The following is a 17,249-nucleotide window of genomic DNA, read 5'->3' on the forward strand; positions in this document are numbered from 1 at the left end:
GTTGCGTCGGGCTTTTTCGTGGTTCGCGGCGTAATACACGGAGATCAAAGTGAGGAGCGTTCGGATAGCCGCCGCGCAGACGCCTGAATTTCGGGAGGATGTCGAGGCCGCTCTCGATCATGCCATCGGGGTTGCGGCGCGTGCTGAGGCCGACGGCGCGGCCTTGCTGCTCTTTCCTGAAGGGTTCTTGCAGGGCTATCTGACCGATGAAGCATCGGCGCGTCGTGTTGCCTTCGACCTTGCGTCCGCTGAGTTCGCTGCGGTTCTCGATCGGTTTCCGAAGTCGGGACCTGTGTTGGTCATGGGGCTGATCGAGATCGAGGAGGGGCGACTGTTCAATACAGCGGTCGTAGTCGAGCAGGGCGTTCTCATCGGTCGCTATCGGAAGGCGCACCTGCTGAGCGGTGAACAGGCCTTCGAGGCAGGAAAAGAAAGTCCGCATTTTGCGATCGGCGACCTGCGCTACGGGATAAACATCTGCTACGACACCAACTTTCCAGAAGCGGCGCAAAAGATCGCGGCGTCCGGCGCGTCGTTGATCTTATGCCTGTCCAACAACATGATGCCACGCGAGAAGGCGGATATATTCAAGCAGCTGCATAATGCCGTTCGCGGTGAAAGATGCCGCGAGACAGGCCTGTGGCTGATATCGTCCGACGTAACGGGCGAGCGCGACGGGCGCATCGCATGGGGACCGACGGCCGTGCTGAACCGGCAAGGGCAGGTCGTGGCGCAGCTCCCGCTGGAGGAGCCCGGCTTACTGGTCTTCGACTTTCCCTGCGGTGGACAAGAGGCAGGTGCTCGACCCAAATGACGAACACTGCGGAATTCGGGAATTTGCGAAAGTTGGATGGGGACGGTATCCCCACCCATTTCCCATGGCTGGCTTAGATCGGTTGACCGACGTCGATGCGGTTGCCGTCGGGGTCTTCAAACACAAAGGCCCGCAATCCGTAGTCCTTGTGCTGAAGGCTTTTGATGATCCTCAGCCCATATTGTCGGCAAAGCGCATGCAGGGCGTCGACATCGTCGACCATCAAATGCGCGACATTGAAGTCCGCAGCCTTGTGGTTCGGCTGCAAGGTGAGATGCAGCTCGCCCTGATCGCGCTTCAGGATCATGAAGCCGACAGGATTTCCGTTCTCGAATATTTTCTTGAAGCCGAGGACATTGGCGTAAAAGTCGTAGGCCTTGGTCATGTCCTTGACCGGCAGCATGGCGGCAATTCGTCCGAAACGAACACCGTGATCGGCGATATCATTCATCGCAGAACCTCTGATTGCGAAGACGCACACAGCCTCCGGACGGTGCCGGCGGAGATGTTACGCTCCGATGTTTCGATCAGCAGGACGGTGCCCACGGGCCTCAGTCTATATCCTCGGAAAATCTCCGGCGGAAGAGGGCAACGGATTCCCGCAGGATTCTCTCGGATCTACGACATTTCGTTTCAATGGGATAAGACACTGCTTGCGCGAGACAACACGCCTGGGAATTGACAAAGATGCTCATCCGAATCGAGACGCCTGATGATATCGACGCGATCCATGATCTGACATCGATTGCTTTTGAGCCGATGGCTTACAGCGACGGCACGGAAGCGGCGATCATTCGAAGGCTTCGCGCCAGCGGCGATCTGACGGTGTCGCTGGTTGCCGAAGAGGACGGCGAGATTCTCGGGCATGTGGCGTTTTCGCCGGTAACGATCGACGGCGTCCATGCGGGTTGGTTCGGGCTGGGTCCGATATCGGTCAAGCCGGACAGGCAGCGGCAGGGTATCGGCAAGGCGCTGATCGCCAGGGGGCTGGAATTGCTGGAGGAGATGGGCGCGAGCGGATGCGCGCTGATCGGCAATCCCGACGTCTATCGCGGCGCGGGCTTCAGCAGCGACGGGAGACTCAGCTATCACGATCTCGATACGCGGCTCGTCCAGCACATTGTCCTCCACGGGCCGGCGCCGAGCGGTATGCTGCGGTTCGCTCCGGCGTTCGAAAGCTAGATGTTCAGCAGAAAGGCGATGACATGTCCGGAACCGGCGCGATCACTCTCCGAACCGAGCGGCTGATTCTCCGGAAGCCCGAGATCGACGATTTCGAAGCCTATGCGCGGCTGATGGCTTCGCCGCGGTCCGCCGGAATGGGCGGCTCGTTCGATCTCAGGGCCGCCTGGGGGATGTTCTGCCACGACGTGGCGCTCTGGCAGCTTTTCGGGCATGGGGCTTTGATGATCGACCTTGCCGAGGGCGGCGAGTGCGTCGGTCAGGTGGGGATCAATCATGGGCCGCTCTTTCCTGAGAAGGAACTGGGGTGGTTCGTCTATGAGGGCCATGAGGGCAGGGGTTATGCGACCGAGGCGGCCCTGGCTCTCAGGAACTGGGCCTTTTCGACGCTTAAGCTGCCGTCGCTCGTCAGCTATATCGCTCCCGGCAATGCCGCATCCGTTGCCGTTGCCGAACGGCTGGGGGCACGTCTCGACCCCACGGCGCCCCGAACCGATCCTGCCGATCTCGTCTATCGTCACTCGGCTTCGTGAGATCAGTTTCGCAGGCGTAAGACGGTTGACAGACGTCTCAATCCTTACATCTTGATAGGTCAGGATCGGGCTCTGCAAGAGATGGGGTGCCGGATGACAGACGCGAAACGGGAACATTGGGACGAGGTCTATCGCACGAAAGCGGCCGACAGCGTCAGCTGGTATCAGCCGACGCCGGGGCCTTCGTTACATGTGCTCGATGAGCTGCAACTGCCGGCCACAGCTTCGCTGATCGATGTGGGGGGCGGGGCATCGAGCCTTGTCGACCGTCTCGTCGAGCGCGGCTGGTCCGATCTCACCGTGCTCGATATCGCCGCGCCGGCGCTCGACGTCGCCAAGGCGCGGCTCGGGGGCGAAGCCGTTCGAATCACCTGGTTGGTTGCCGACGTCACCGCATGGAAACCTGACCGCCGGTACGATGTATGGCACGACCGGGCCGTTTTTCACTTCTTGACCGAGCCCGGGCAGCGGCTCGCCTATCGCCATGCGCTCGAAGCCGGCACGGCGCCGGGCAGCGTCGTGATCATCGCGACCTTCGCGCCGGACGGGCCGGAACGGTGCAGTGGCCTGCCGGTCCATCGTTACGACGCGGCAGCGCTTGCGACCGAATTTTCCTCCGCCTTCGCGCTCGAACGCGACTGGCGCGAGGCGCACACGACACCCGGCGGCGGCCGGCAGTCCTTTCAGTGGTGCGTCTTTCGCCGACGGTAAGGTTTACCTCGCCGACATCCGCTGTCCGACATTGCCTCAGGCAGCCCGGCCGGCGCGCGCCATGCCATGCTCCACCAGCCGGTCGATGACTTCGGCATAGCTGACGCCGCTTGCCGCCATCGCCTTGGAATACATGCTGATATCGGTGAAGCCGGGGATGGTGTTGAGCTCATTGATGACGAAGCGCATGTCCGAGGTCAGGAAGAAATCGACGCGCGCCATCCCATCGCAGCCGACGGCCCGGAAGGCTTCTGCCGCTGCGTCGCGCATGGCGGCCTCGACCTCGGACGGCAGCTCGGCCGGCACCTTCAGCGCCGCGCCCGTCTCGTCGATGTATTTCGCGTCGTAACTGTAGAAGCCGTGGCTTTCCGCCGGGACGATTTCGCCGGGGCGTGAAACGAAAAGCTTTCCGGCCGCATCCTCCAGCACGCTGAATTCGATCTCGCGGCCGGCAATGAATTCCTCGGCGAGCAGGGTGCGATCGTGGCGGAAGGCTTCTGCAAGAGCGCCTGCGAATTCCTGGCTGGCATGGACCTTGGCGACGCCGACCGACGATCCCTGGCGCACCGGCTTGATGAACAGCGGCAGGCCGAGTTCGCCCTCGAGCGCTGCGAGCGACGGGGTCGTCCCTTCATGGATCGTTACGGCGCGGGCGACCGGCAGGCCGGCCGCCCTGAGCAGCCGCTTGGCGATCTCTTTATCGAGCGCTGCGGCAGAACCGAGGATGCCGCAGCCTGCAAGCGGCACACGCGCCACCTGCGCCACACCCTGTACCGATCCGTCTTCGCCATGGAGGCCGTGCAGCACGGGAAACAGCATGTCGATCGCCGCCAACTCATGCGGTGCGCCATTGGCGGGGATTGCCATCACCCGGCCGCAGCCGCCCGGCACGAGGCAGATTTCCGTGCCCGATGAAGGTGTCGCCAAGGCGCCGTCCACGAAGCTGCTCGTGAGCCACCGACCCTCGCGGGTGATGAAAATCGGAAAGGCGTCATACTTTTCAGGCTTGAGCGCACCCATGACGTTGGTTGCCGAGAGCACGGACACCTCGTGCTCTGCCGAGCGGCCGCCGAAAAGCACGGCGATGCGCAGCCTGTTGGGGGAAGGGGTCATGCAAGCCTCCGGAAGGATCGGGTGAAGGGTCAGGCGTCGACAGATATGCCGCGGTTGGCGAAGAAGCGGCCGAAGACGGCAAGCGGCAGCGTCACGTCGGCCTGGCTCGCCTCGTCGTGACCGGATGGATTGTGGAAGCGGACCGTTTCCTGCGAGGCTGCCGTCACAAGCACCAGATGGCCGCCCTTCGATGGCGGTTCGCGCTCCGGCCAGCGAATGGCCGAATGCACCGAGGCAATGAAGAACCGGCGCTTCGACAGAAGATCAGGAAAGGCCGAGGTTTCGATGCCGGTTATCGTCTCGGCGTCGAGCCCGAAACGCTCGGTTGCGAAGCGCACAAAGGGCGCGTAGATCAGCCCCTTGATCGAGGCGTCGACCTCGTTGACGACATAACCGCCGTAGGCGGTGCAGGCACGGGCAAGTTCGAGGGTCGGACGGATTTCGCCACGGGCGGCAAGGATCATCTTCAGACAGGCCATGCCGCAGACATTGACGGCCCAGCGCGCATATTCCTCAATGGTGCCGGCTCCCGAATGACGCCAGAGCGGATCGCTGAGCAGGGCTTGCGAGCCCTCGGCAAGTACCGGCAGCGTCATGCCGGGTGTTTCCCATTGGCTGAAATAGGGCACGCCGCTCTGCTGCATTCTGTCGATATCCCCGTGACTCGCTGTGAGATGACGGGCAATCTTGGCTTTTTCGAGCCGATGCCTGCTTGCGAATCCTGGGGGAGGGTTCGTTCTCCCGCCTATCGGCCGTTCTCCGGCCAGATCGGCTGGCTGATGCTTTGCAGCAGTTCTGGTTCGACGCCGTCGATGCGAGCAATGACGGCTTTGGCCATTTCGCGGCCGGCTTGGCGCACATCCTCCTGGGCGGTGATGATCTCGGGACGGATCCAGTTCAGGATCGGCACCGACTGCTTGGACACCATGTCGAGATCACGCCCCAGCGCCTTGCCGGCGGCCTCGATGCCGGCATTGACGGCGATCGCCGCGCTGCCGGCCGAACAGACGATGCCGTCAGGGGCGTTCGCCGCGCGCATCATCACCTCGACGACGTCGCGGATATCGGCTAGCGGCGCGTCGGTGTTGACCCGCAGGGGCACTTCCTCGGCGCCGTAATCGTGCAGGCCGGTCTGAAAGCCGATCCTGATATGGGCGTAATAGGTGAGCTTGCTCGGCGGCTGTAGCAGGGCAATGCGCCGGCGACCGCGTTTGACCAGCCGCTCCACCGCCTGATGGGCGAAGGCTTCGTTGTCGAAATCGTGGAAGGGGTGCGTCAGGCCGGCGTCGGTGCGCCCATGCGTGGCGAAGGGCATGCCGCGCTCGGTCAGCAACCGCACGCGCGGATCGTCCGGCTCGATGCGCGAGATGATGACCCCGTCGGCCGAGCCGGTCTCGAGGATATAGCGCACCGGCAGCATCGGGTCCTTGCTGTGGGAGTGCGGCGTGACGACGATATGATAGGGCGTGCCGGACAGGACCTCGGAGATGCCGAAGACCATCTGGCTCGAGAAGCCCATGATCTCCTCGTCGATGCTGAGGACGAGGGCGATGACGTTGGTCTTGCCGGTGCGCAGGCGCACGCCCGCCCTGTTCGGCTGGTAGCCGAGCTGGCGGGCGACCATGCGCACTCGCTCTTTGGTTTCGGCCCCGATGTCAGGCGCGTCTTTCAGCGCACGCGACACCGTTGTCACGCCAAGGCCGGTCATGAAGGCGATCGTTTTCAATGTCGGGCGCTCGCGCGCCGCCGGCACCGATGCTGCTTGCCCGAAATTTCCCTTGTTTTCCATCCCTGTAGGCCTGCCTCGCGCGAATTGGTGTCGCTTATAGAGGCTTTTTCAAGCGCCGTAAGCCCGCCGCCTGCCAAAATCGCGCCTCCCTTAGGAATGCAATCTGTAACGATACAGTAGAAATGTCGAGGGCTTTTTCTTGTGTGCATTGCGGCAATATCCCCGCAGGTTGAATCCGTCATCTGTGCCCCGTTTTTCCGCAGTAGCGAAAAAAGTAAAGCGAGCCGTAGACCGGTTTGCCTTAAATTATCCTGTTATTTCAATTTGATACATTGATTGTGCATATGCGATATCGCTTAATAAAATGGCGATATGAGGAGGGTAGTGATGTAGCCGAGAACAGCTAGAAATAGCAATTCCGGCCTTCATCGAAAAATTTGGAGGCGGGCAGTTGCGTGCTGAAATCGATTGATCTAAGTTTTTCCGGCAACGTTTCAGTGAGGGAGGAGAACTCATGAAAATCCGTATGATGGCGGCCGTGCTTGCCGCCTCAGTCGCGCTTCCGCTCGGCGCCGCCAGTGCTACCGATCTTGAAGTTACGCATTGGTGGACCTCAGGCGGCGAATCCGCCGCCGTCGCCGAGCTGGCAAAGGCTTTCGACGCCACCGGCAACCACTGGGTCGACGGCGCGATCGCCGGTTCCGGCGGCACCGCCCGTCCGATCATGATCAGCCGCATTACCGGCGGCGACCCGATGGGCGCCACCCAGTTCAATCACGGCCGTCAGGCTGAGGAGCTCGTCCAGGCCGGCCTGATGCGCGACCTGACCGACGTCGCCACCGCCGAGAAGTGGAAGGACATCATTCGTCCGTCGAGCCTGCTCGATTCCTGCACCATCGACGGCAAAATCTATTGCGCTCCCGTCAACATCCACTCCTGGCAGTGGCTGTGGCTTTCGAACGCCGCATTCAAGAAGGCCGGCGTCGAGGTTCCGAAGAACTGGGACGAATTCGTTGCCGCCGCTCCGGCTCTGGAAAAGGCCGGCATCCTTCCGCTCGCCGTCGGCGGTCAGCCGTGGCAGGCTGCAGGCGCCTTCGACGTGCTGATGGTGGCGATTGCCGGCAAGGACACCTTCAACAAGGTCTTCAAGGACAAGGATGCGGAAGCTGCGGCCGGCCCTGAAATCGCTAAGGTCTTCAAGGCCGCCGACGATGCGCGCCGTATGTCCAAGGGCACCAACGTCCAGGATTGGAACCAGGCCACCAACCTCGTCATCACGGGCAAGGCCGGCGGCCAGATCATGGGTGACTGGGCGCAGGGCGAATTCGCGCTCGCCGGTCAGAAGGCTGGTACCGACTATACCTGCCTGCCGGGCCTCGGCGTCAACGAGATCATCTCGACCGGCGGCGATGCCTTCTACTTCCCGCTGCTGAAGGATGAGGAAAAATCCAAGGCGCAGGCCGTGCTCGCCAAGACCTTGCTCGATCCGAAGACTCAGGTTGCCTTCAACCTGAAGAAGGGCTCTCTGCCGGTTCGCGGCGACGTCGATCTCGCCGCTGCCAACGACTGCATGAAGAAAGGTCTCGATATCCTTTCGAAGGGCAACGTGATCCAGGGGACCGACCAGCTGCTTTCGGCCGACAGCCAGAAGCAGAAGGAAGACCTGTTCTCCGAATTCTTCGCCAATCCGTCGATGACACCGGAAGACGCCCAGAAGCGTTTCGCCGATATCATCGCTTCGGCCGACTGATCCTCGGTTCTCAAGCTCATCGGATCCGGTCCTGCTCTTGGCAGGGCCGGATTGCGCCGCCGGATCTCTGATCCCGGCGAGAGCTTCCGCAGCCGGCCGCAAGCGCGCTTATGCGTGGAGTGCGTGACGGCTTCGGATAGGGACGGGAAGGGCAGCCGTTCAGACGGCGTCCCGATCACCGAAGCGAGCGCGCTTCAGGAGGAAACCAATGACAGGTCAAGCGAAAGCCGGCCGGCCGTTTAAATTGCTGCGCAATCTGAATTCGAAGATTGCCTCCATTCCCATGATCCTCACCGCCATGGTCATCTTCGTCGGCGGCACGATCTGGACCGTGTTCTATTCCTTCACCAATTCCAAGCTTCTGCCGCGACTAACCTTCGCAGGCATCGAGCAATATGAGCGTCTCTGGGCCGCACCGCGCTGGGTGGTGTCCATCCAAAACCTGGCGATCTACGGCATCCTGTCGCTGATCTTCAGCCTGGTCATCGGGTTCCTGCTGGCGGCTCTCATGGATCAGAAGATCCGTTTCGAGAACACCTTCCGCACGATCTTCCTCTATCCTTTCGCGCTGTCCTTCATCGTCACCGGTCTCGTCTGGCAGTGGATTCTCAATCCTGACTTCGGCGTGCAATCCGTGGTGCGATCGCTCGGCTGGACGAGCTTCACCTTCAACCCGCTCTATACGCCCGAAATCGTCATCTACGGCATTCTGATCGCGGCTCTCTGGCAGGGCACCGGTCTCGTCATGTGCCTGATGCTTGCCGGCCTGCGCGGCATCGACGAGGACATCTGGAAGGCTGCGCGCGTCGACGGCATTCCGATGTGGAAGACCTATCTGCTGGTCATCATTCCGATGATGCGGCCGGTCTTCATCACCACGATCGTCATCATCGCCTCCGGCATCGTGAAGGTCTACGACCTCGTCGTGGCGCAGACTTCGGGCGGTCCGGGCATCTCGTCGGAAGTGCCGGCGAAATATGTCTACGACTACATGTTCCAGGCGCAGAATCTCGGCCAGGGCTTTGCCGCCTCGACCATGATGCTCGTCACGGTCGCCATCATCATCATTCCCTGGGCGTATCTGGAATTCAGCGGAGGGCGCAAGCGTGTCTGACAATATCGCTCTCAAATCGGTCGATGGCGGCGGCGTCCCCTTCGAAGGCAAGGCGGTTTCCGGTCCGGCCGGACCGAAGCCGCGGCCGGTGATTTCGCCGCGCAACATCATCATCTACGGCACGCTTTTCGTGGCCGCCGTCTATTACCTGATCCCGCTTTACGTGATGGTCGTCACCTCGCTCAAGGGAATGCCGGAAATCCGGCTCGGCAACATCTTCTCGCCGCCGATGGAAATCACCTTCGAACCCTGGGTGAAGGCCTGGGCGACGGCCTGCACCGGTCTGAACTGCGACGGTCTTTCGCGCGGTTTCTGGAACTCGGTGCGCATTACGGTGCCGTCGGTCATCGTTTCGATCGCAATTGCCTCGGTCAACGGCTATGCGCTGGCGAACTGGCGCTTCAAGGGATCGGAATTCTTCTTCTCGGTCCTCATCATCGGCGCCTTCATTCCCTATCAGGTGATGATCTATCCGATCGTCATCATCCTGCGCGAAATCGGCATCTACGGCACGCTGACCGGCCTCATCATCGTGCATTCGATCTTCGGCATGCCGATCCTGACGCTGCTCTTCCGCAACTACTTCGTGTCGCTGCCGGAAGAGCTGTTCAAGGCGGCGCGTGTCGACGGGGCGGGCTTCTGGCAGATTTTCCTGCAGATCATGCTGCCCATGTCGCTGCCGATCTTCGTCGTGGCGATGATCCTGCAGGTGACCGGTATCTGGAACGACTTCCTGTTCGGCGTGGTGTTCACCCGGCCGGATACCTATCCGATGACCGTGCAGCTCAACAACATCGTCAATTCAGTCCAGGGCGTGAAGGAATATAACGTCAACATGGCGGCAACGATCCTGACGGGTCTCGTGCCGCTGATCGTCTATTTCGTGTCGGGACGGCTTTTCGTCCGCGGCATCGCCGCCGGCGCAGTGAAGGGTTGATCTCATGAACATGAATTCGAGTGTCTCCAATTCAAGTGTTTCCATCAAGGATCTGTCGCTGAACTTCGGCGCGGTCAGTGTGCTGAAGGATCTGAACCTCGACATCAATGACGGGGAGTTCCTGGTGCTGCTCGGTTCGTCCGGCTGCGGCAAGTCGACCTTGCTCAATTGCATTGCCGGCCTGCTCGACGCTTCGGAAGGACAGATCTTCATCAAGGGCAAGAACGTCACCTGGGAGGAGCCGAAGGACCGCGGCATCGGCATGGTGTTCCAGTCCTATGCGCTCTATCCCCAGATGACGGTGGAGAAGAACCTCTCCTTCGGTCTGCGCGTCGCCAAGGTGCCGCAGGCCGAGATCGACAAGCGCGTGGCGCGCGCCGCCGAGATCCTGCAGATCCAGCCGCTCTTGAAGCGCAAGCCGGCCGAACTTTCCGGCGGCCAGCGCCAGCGCGTCGCCATTGGCCGGGCGCTGGTGCGTGATGTCGACGTGTTCCTGTTCGACGAGCCGCTGTCCAACCTCGACGCCAAACTCCGCTCGGAGCTGCGCGTCGAAATCAAGCGCCTGCACCAGTCGCTGCAGAATACGATGATCTACGTCACCCACGACCAGATCGAGGCGCTGACGCTCGCCGACCGTATCGCCATCATGAAGAGTGGCATCATCCAGCAGCTCGACGATCCGACGACGATCTATAACCGGCCGCGCAACCTCTTCGTCGCCGGCTTCATCGGCTCGCCGTCGATGAATTTTCTGCGTGGCGAGCTGGTCAAGACGGGCGAGGGGATCGCCTTTACCGCCAACGGCGTCAACTTCTCGCTGGCTGCCTATGACGCCAACGAGGCACTGCAGCCCGGCCGCAAGGTGGTGCTCGGCGTTCGCCCCGAACACATCAAGGTCAACGAGAACGCCGGCGGCGAGGAGCACGACGCGACCGTCGATATCGAGGAGCCGATGGGCGCGGACAATCTCCTGTGGCTGAAACATGCCGGTCACACGATGTCGGTCCGCGTCAACGGCGCCCGCCGCTTCGATGTCGGCGCCAAGGTGAAGCTCAGCTTCGACATGACGGTCGCCTCGGTGTTCGATGCCGAGAGCGAGTTGCGGCTTTAGAGGGTTCTGCGGTTGGAGGCCACTAGCTGGCGCGAAAAGGCCAACCCCGCCCTCCGTCATCCTCGGGCTTGACCCGAGGATCCATGCCCGTTGCGGCAGGTGGATGTGGTGTAGATCCTCGGGTCAAGCCCGAGGATGACGGAGAGCGGAGTGGGCAGATGAGGACAAAAACGACACGTCTCTGACGATCGACTAGGTGAGGGCCACCGAACAGTGACATTTGGCCTTCCTTCAAGACCACAATCCTTTTCAAAATCGGACATGAAATCGTGACGCAACTACCGCCCCCCTCCAGCATCGACCTTTCCGGTTCGTGGCAGCTGACTTCCGTCGATGGCGAGATCAAGAGTGTGATCACGTTGCCGGGCGACGTGCACACCGCGCTCCACCGGGCCGGCCTGATCCCCGATCCCTATTTCGGCCGCAACGAGGAGAAAGTGCAGTGGGTCGCCGAGCGCGGATGGGCGGTCGAGCGCAGCTTCACGCTGCAGGAGGCCGAGGGCGACTGGTATCTCGATATCGACTATCTCGACACGGTCGCCTCCGTTTATGTCAACGGCTTCCTGGCGCTCGAAGCCGACAACAGCTTCCGCCGCTATCGCCCCGACGTGTCGAGCATGCTGAGATCCGGCGACAACGTCATCCGTATCATGTTTGCCTCCAACCCCGCCGTCGGCGCCGAGCGGCAGAAGCAGCAGCCCTTCTATATTCCTTACAGCACCGGCAATTCGCCGATCCCGGACGGCAACATGCTGCGCAAGCCGCAATGCCATTTCGGCTGGGACTGGAATATCGCCATTGCGCCGCTCGGCCTTTACGGCACGATCGCGCTCAAAAAGCTTGAGAGCGCCCGCATCGAACATGTCGTCACCCGCCAGACGCATAATCTCGACGGTTCGGTCGATCTGACGGTCACGGCAACGCTGTATTCCAAGGGGCCAAGTATTGCCCAGGTCTATTTCGATCTCGATGGCGAGCGGGTGCGCCTCGATGTCGGCGTCCATGGCGAGACCCACGTCAACCATCTCTTCCACATCGACAAGCCGCGCCTCTGGTGGCCGTCCGGCAGCGGCGAGCAGGCGCTCTACACGCTTTCCGTCGAGCTGTCCGACGAGGCAGTGACGAGGCAGATCGGCCTTCGCACCATCGAGCTGATCACCACCCCGGATGCATCGGGCGCCCGTTTTGCCTTCAAGGTCAATGGCCGCGAGATCTTCTGCCGCGGCGCCAACTGGATCCCCGCCGATGCGCTCTATTCGCTCTCCTCGCCGGAGAAGACGGAAGACCTGCTGCAATCGGCGAAAGCCGCCAACATGAACATGATCCGGGTCTGGGGGGGCGGTTTCTACGAGCAGGATCATTTCTACGATCTCTGCGACCGGCTGGGCCTGATGGTCTGGCAGGATTTCATGTTCGCCTGCAACCTCTATCCCTCGACCGAAGACTTCCTCGAGAATGTGGCGATCGAGGTGCATTACCAGGTGCGCCGGCTTTCCTCGCATCCCTCGATCGCGCTCTGGTGCGGCGACAACGAACTGGTCGGCGCGCTGACCTGGTTCGAGGAATCGAGGAAGGATCGCGATCGCTATCTCGTCTCCTATGATCGGCTCAACCGGACGATCGAGCAGGCGGTGAAGAAGGCGCTGCCCGGCGCGCTCTGGTGGCCGTCGAGCCCGGCTTCCGGCTATCTCGATTTCGGCGATGCCTGGCATGCCGATGGCTCCGGCGACATGCACTATTGGTCGGTCTGGCACGAGAACAAGTCATTCGACAATTACCGTTCGGTGCGGCCGCGCTTCTGCTCGGAATTCGGCTTCCAGTCCTATACCTCGCTGCCTGTCATCAGGACCTATGCCGAGGAGAAGGATATGAATATCGCTTCTCCCGTCATGGAACTGCATCAGAAGAATGCCGGCGGCAACGAGCGCATCGCCGGCACGATGTTCCGCTATTTCCGCTTCCCCAAGGATTTCCCGAACTTCGTCTATCTCTCGCAGATTCAGCAGGGCCTGGCGATCAAGACGGCGGTGGAATATTGGCGTTCGCTGAAACCCCATTGCATGGGCACGATCTACTGGCAGCTCAACGATACCTGGCCGGTCGCTTCCTGGTCGAGCCTCGATTACGGCGGGCGCTGGAAGGCGATGCATTATCTCGTCAAGCGCTTCTTCCAGCCGGTGGCGGTCGCCGCCATTCCTTCCGAGGACGGGAAGACGATCCGCTTCTCGCTGGTCAACGACACGCTCGCCGATGTCAGCGTCGATCTTTCGATCTCGTTGCTGACGATGAACGGCGAGCGGAAGCACCTGAAAGACGTGCAGGCGGTCTGCTCGCCGGATGCGGCGGTGACGGCTGCGACTATCGACGTTGCCGAGATCGGCGAGGGAACGCTGCTAGCCTGGCGTTTCACTGTCTCGAACGGCATGGGCGGCGAGGGCCATTTTGTCAACGGCACCTACAAAGCGCTGGAGCTCGAGCCCGCGGGGCTTGTTGTCACGCATGAATATGTCGAGGCCAGCGGCGCGATCGACATCAACGTCACCGCTAAGGGACTTGCGCTCTTCGTGATGATCGAAAGCGCGACGGACGGCAAATATTCCGACAATGCCTTCGATCTTGCGGCCGGCGAAAGCCGCCGCATCACCTTCACCCCGGCAGAGCCGCTCGAGCGCGGCAAGCTGCCGGACTTCCGGTTCTACGACCTGCATTCCTGCCAATCGGCGGATTGATCCTTCCCAAGCGTGGGCACGAGGCCCAAGGAGAACATGATGACGAAACTTAGCTACCAGCTCTACAGCGCGCGCAATTTCCAGCCCTATTCGGCGATTTTCGAGAAGCTCGGCAAGGCGGGCTATGCGGAAGTCGAGGGCTTCGGCGGCATCTATGCCGATCTCGACGATGCCGGCTTGAAGAGCCTTCGCGCCGAGCTCGACAAGAATGGCCTGGTCATGGCGAGCGGCCATTTCAGCCCTGATTTCCTGGAAAAGGAAGTTCAGAAATCGCTCAACATCGCCAAGATTCTCGGCATGGATTCGATCTATGCGCCGCATCTGACGGCCGACCAGCGTCCCTCCGACGCCGCCGGCTGGACGGCCTTCGGCAAGCGCCTGCAGGAGATGAGCAAGCCTTACAAGGACGCCGGCTACGAATTCGGCTGGCACAATCATGATTTCGAGTTCGTCAAGCTCGCCGACGGCTCGCTGCCGATCGAGCGCATCTTCGAAGGCGCGCCTGACATTTCCTGGGAAGCCGATATCGCCTGGGTCATCCGCGGCGACGCCGATCCTTTCGCCTGGATCGAAAAGCTCGGGCCCCGCATCACCGCAGTTCACGTCAAGGATATCTCGCCGGCAGGCGAAGCGAAGGACGAGGACGGCTGGGCCGATGTCGGCCATGGCAGGGTCGAGTGGGCCAAGCTGATTGCGGCGCTTCGCGGCACCAAGGCCAAGCATTTCGTCGTCGAACATGACAATCCTAATGACATCGACCGCAACATCAGCCGCTCGATCGCATCCTTCAAGACTTATTGAGGCACATCATGACCAGGGAACTTGGCGTCGGCATCATCGGATGCGGCAACATCTCCACCACCTATTTCGCGCTCGCACCGCTCTTCAAGGGGCTGAAGGTGCTGGCCTGCGCCGATATCAACGTGCAGGCCGCCGAGGCCCGCGCCAAGGAATATGGCGTGAAGGCACAGACGATCGACGCGCTTCTCGCCAATGACGAGATCGACGTCGTCGTCAACCTGACGATCCCGGATGCGCATTTTCCGGTGTCGAAGGCGATCCTCGAAGCCGGAAAACATGTCTATTCGGAAAAGCCGCTGGTGCTTTCGCTGGAGCAGGGTGAGGAGCTTCGCCGCATCGCCAAGGCGAAGAATCTCTCCGTCGGCTGCGCGCCGGACACCTTCCTCGGCGGCGCGCATCAGCTTGCCCGCAAGTTCATCGACGATGGCGGCATCGGTCGGGTGACCTCGGGGGCCTGCTACGTGATGAGCCCCGGCATGGAGATGTGGCACCCGAACCCGGATTTTTTCTTCCTGCCAGGTGGCGGTCCGATCCTCGATCTCGGCCCCTATTACATCGCCAACCTGATCAACCTGATCGGCCCGGTCAAACGCGTCGGCGCCATGACCTCGATGGCATCGCCGACCCGCACCATCACCAGTGAGCCGCGCAATGGCGAGATCATCCCGGTCAAAACACCGACGACGATCCAGGCGCTGCTTGAATTCGTCAACGGCGCCACGGTGACGCTTTCGGCAAGCTGGGATGTCTGGTCGCATCGCCATGCCAACATGGAGCTCTACGGCACCGACGGTTCGCTCTACGTGCCGGACCCGAACTTCTTCGGCGGCACGGTCGAGGCAAGCGGCCGCGACAAGGACATCAAGCCGCTCGAGGCCTGGGAGCATCCCTTCGGCAAGATCAACCAGGAAAGCCCCAGCGGCTCGCGTGCCAATTACCGCACGGCCGGCCTTGCCGATATGGCGATGGCGTTGATCGAAGGCCGCGACGCACGCTGCTCGCTCGACCGCACGCTGCACGGGGTCGACGTCATGACCTCGATCCTCAAGTCGGGCGAGGAGGGGCGCTTCATCGACCTTAGCACGACCTGCACCCAGCCGGCCGCGCTCGGCATTGAAGAGGCGCAGGCGTTGATGAAGTGATAGAGGACCCGCGCTGGTTCGCTTTGCCCGGCGCGTGTGCTCCCCGCTTCCGTCATCCTCGGGCTTGTCCCGAGGATCTACTGACAGGACGGCAGATCCTCGGGACAAGCCCGAGGATGACGACGTTGGACGGCGGAGGCCTTTTCGCCGAGGAGGCGGGTATGCTTGCCGAGAGCACGGCAGATGCTCGGCACAAGGCCGAGCATGACGGTGGAGATGTTTTTAGCTTTCGGCCGCCGCTCAGGACGGATACGAAAGGGAAGCAATTTAGACAGGTTCAGGAGACCTTCACATGAGCTGGCAGCCGGCCGAAGACCGCTATTCGAAGATGAAGTATAACCGCGTCGGGCGTTCCGGCCTGAAGCTGCCGGCCGTTTCCCTCGGCCTCTGGCACAATTTCGGCGGCGACACGCCGCATGACCGCAAGATCGACATGTGCCGCACGGCCTTCGACCTCGGCATCACCCATTTCGACCTCGCCAACAATTACGGCCCGCCCCCCGGCAGTGCCGAGACCGCTTTCGGCGAGATCCTGCGCACCGAATTTTCCGGGCTTCGCGACGAGCTGATCATCTCCTCGAAGGCCGGCTACGACATGTGGCCGGGACCTTACGGCGAGTGGGGCAGCCGCAAGTACCTGATCGCCTCCTGCGACCAGAGCCTGAAGCGCATGGGCCTCGATTATGTCGATATCTTCTACTCGCATCGCTTCGACCCGGACACGCCGCTGGAAGAGACCTGCGGTGCGCTCGACCATATCGTCCGCTCCGGCCGGGCACTGTATGTCGGCATCTCCTCCTACAATTCGCAGCGCACACGCGAAGCGGCCGCGATTCTCAAGGATCTCGGCACGCCGTGCCTGATCCACCAGCCGAGCTATTCGATGCTCAACCGCTGGGTCGAGGACGACAGACTGCTCGATACGCTTGACGAGGTCGGCATGGGCTCGATCGTGTTCTCGCCGCTGGCCCAGGGTATGCTGACCACGAAGTATCTCGGCGGCATTCCGGCCGACAGCCGCGCAGCCCAGAACCATTTCCTGAAGCGCGACTTCATCCGTCCCTCGATCATCGACAATATCGGCAAGCTCAACGGGATTGCCGAAAAGCGCGGCCAGACGCTGGCGCAGATGGCGATCGCCTGGGTGCTGCGTGGTGGACGCGTGACCTCGGCGCTGATCGGCGCCAGCCGCTCGTCCCAGATCGTCGATTGCGTCAAGGCGCTGGATAATCTCGAATTTACGGTCGAAGAGCTTGCCGAAATTGACGTCTACGCCCGTGAGGCCGATATCAATTTGTGGGCGAAGTCGGCGGAGCGGGAATAGTATGGGCAGTGGGAGTTTTGTGGCAGCATAGTCGCCCTAGACTCCCTCATTCCTGTGACCTCAGGCTTTGCCCGAGGGATGCCACAGGAATCCAGCTGCCGCGCGTCTGCGCGGCGAGAAGAGTTCTTTCAGCCCAAGGAGTTGGGCTGGCTGGATCTCTGTGACACCCCTCGGGTCAAGCCCGAGGACAGAGATGAGGGAGGAGAGGTTTTCCCGCCTTCGTCTGACGTACGTACCACAACGATAAATCTAGGAGGAG

At 61.5% G+C, this 17,249-nt stretch carries 16 protein-coding genes; 12 read left to right on the forward strand and 4 right to left on the reverse strand.

The window, feature by feature from the left end:
- The first annotated feature begins 49 nt into the window (after positions 1 to 49).
- Positions 50 to 814: a carbon-nitrogen hydrolase family protein gene (locus CO655_RS19600; protein WP_097666040.1), complete on the forward strand. Its 765-nt coding sequence runs from the start codon at positions 50 to 52 to the stop codon at positions 812 to 814.
- A gap of 73 nt (positions 815 to 887) precedes the next feature.
- On the opposite strand, the gene CO655_RS19605 is transcribed toward CO655_RS19600, so the two are convergent.
- Entirely contained in the window at positions 888 to 1,265 is a 378-nt protein-coding gene (locus tag CO655_RS19605; protein WP_097666042.1) for a VOC family protein, read from the reverse strand.
- 236 nt (positions 1,266 to 1,501) lie between these two features.
- Between CO655_RS19605 and CO655_RS19610 the strand changes: the two genes are divergently transcribed.
- The 3 genes from CO655_RS19610 (at position 1,502) to CO655_RS19620 (ending at position 3,240) form a co-directional block, all read left to right on the forward strand.
- Positions 1,502 to 1,996, forward strand: a complete 495-nt coding sequence (locus tag CO655_RS19610; protein ID WP_097666044.1) for an N-acetyltransferase — start codon at positions 1,502 to 1,504, stop codon at positions 1,994 to 1,996.
- Between the two features lie 23 nt (positions 1,997 to 2,019).
- On the forward strand, positions 2,020 to 2,529 hold the full coding sequence (locus CO655_RS19615; protein ID WP_097605277.1) for a GNAT family N-acetyltransferase: 510 nt from the start codon (positions 2,020 to 2,022) through the stop codon (positions 2,527 to 2,529).
- Positions 2,530 to 2,622: 93 nt separating this feature from the next.
- On the forward strand, positions 2,623 to 3,240 hold the full coding sequence (locus CO655_RS19620) for a class I SAM-dependent methyltransferase (RefSeq protein WP_097666046.1): 618 nt from the start codon (positions 2,623 to 2,625) through the stop codon (positions 3,238 to 3,240).
- A 36-nt stretch (positions 3,241 to 3,276) separates the two neighbouring features.
- Here CO655_RS19620 and CO655_RS19625 read toward each other — a convergent pair whose 3' ends face one another.
- The 3 genes from CO655_RS19625 to CO655_RS19635 form a co-directional block, all read right to left on the reverse strand.
- Entirely contained in the window at positions 3,277 to 4,353 is a 1,077-nt protein-coding gene (locus CO655_RS19625) for a D-alanine--D-alanine ligase family protein (protein WP_097666048.1), read from the reverse strand.
- 29 nt (positions 4,354 to 4,382) lie between these two features.
- Positions 4,383 to 4,997, reverse strand: coding sequence for a C39 family peptidase (locus tag CO655_RS19630; protein WP_097605275.1), 615 nt, complete (start codon positions 4,995 to 4,997; stop codon positions 4,383 to 4,385).
- Between the two features lie 101 nt (positions 4,998 to 5,098).
- Positions 5,099 to 6,142, reverse strand: coding sequence for a LacI family transcriptional regulator (locus CO655_RS19635; RefSeq protein ID WP_097605274.1), 1,044 nt, complete (start codon positions 6,140 to 6,142; stop codon positions 5,099 to 5,101).
- Positions 6,143 to 6,596: 454 nt separating this feature from the next.
- On the opposite strand from CO655_RS19635, the gene CO655_RS19640 reads away from it, so the two are divergent.
- The 8 genes from CO655_RS19640 (at position 6,597) to mgrA (ending at position 16,990) form a co-directional block, all read left to right on the forward strand.
- The gene (locus CO655_RS19640) at positions 6,597 to 7,832 is read left to right on the forward strand and encodes an ABC transporter substrate-binding protein (protein ID WP_010030972.1); all 1,236 of its coding nucleotides are present in this window, start codon (positions 6,597 to 6,599) and stop codon (positions 7,830 to 7,832) included.
- 208 nt (positions 7,833 to 8,040) lie between these two features.
- The gene (locus tag CO655_RS19645) at positions 8,041 to 8,946 is read left to right on the forward strand and encodes a sugar ABC transporter permease (RefSeq protein ID WP_097605273.1); all 906 of its coding nucleotides are present in this window, start codon (positions 8,041 to 8,043) and stop codon (positions 8,944 to 8,946) included.
- Positions 8,947 to 8,950: 4 nt separating this feature from the next.
- Positions 8,951 to 9,883: a carbohydrate ABC transporter permease gene (locus CO655_RS19650; protein WP_097666119.1), complete on the forward strand. Its 933-nt coding sequence runs from the start codon at positions 8,951 to 8,953 to the stop codon at positions 9,881 to 9,883.
- 4 nt (positions 9,884 to 9,887) lie between these two features.
- Positions 9,888 to 10,994 carry an ABC transporter ATP-binding protein gene (locus CO655_RS19655; protein ID WP_097605272.1) on the forward strand — a complete coding sequence of 369 codons (1,107 nt, stop codon included), beginning with the start codon at positions 9,888 to 9,890 and terminating at the stop codon, positions 10,992 to 10,994.
- 269 nt (positions 10,995 to 11,263) lie between these two features.
- A complete protein-coding gene (locus CO655_RS19660; protein WP_097666050.1) occupies positions 11,264 to 13,723 on the forward strand; it encodes a glycoside hydrolase family 2 protein in 2,460 nt (819 codons plus the stop codon).
- Between the two features lie 39 nt (positions 13,724 to 13,762).
- The gene (locus tag CO655_RS19665; RefSeq protein WP_097666052.1) at positions 13,763 to 14,524 is read left to right on the forward strand and encodes a sugar phosphate isomerase/epimerase; all 762 of its coding nucleotides are present in this window, start codon (positions 13,763 to 13,765) and stop codon (positions 14,522 to 14,524) included.
- 8 nt (positions 14,525 to 14,532) lie between these two features.
- Positions 14,533 to 15,666 (forward strand): Gfo/Idh/MocA family oxidoreductase, encoded by a 1,134-nt coding sequence (locus CO655_RS19670; protein ID WP_097666054.1) that lies wholly within the window; start codon positions 14,533 to 14,535, stop codon positions 15,664 to 15,666.
- A gap of 292 nt (positions 15,667 to 15,958) precedes the next feature.
- Positions 15,959 to 16,990 carry an L-glyceraldehyde 3-phosphate reductase gene (gene mgrA, locus CO655_RS19680; protein ID WP_097666056.1) on the forward strand — a complete coding sequence of 344 codons (1,032 nt, stop codon included), beginning with the start codon at positions 15,959 to 15,961 and terminating at the stop codon, positions 16,988 to 16,990.
- Positions 16,991 to 17,249: the final 259 nt, after the last annotated feature.

The sequence above is a fragment of the Rhizobium sp. M1 genome (assembly GCF_002531805.1).
Lineage (GTDB): Bacteria > Pseudomonadota > Alphaproteobacteria > Rhizobiales > Rhizobiaceae > Rhizobium > Rhizobium etli_C.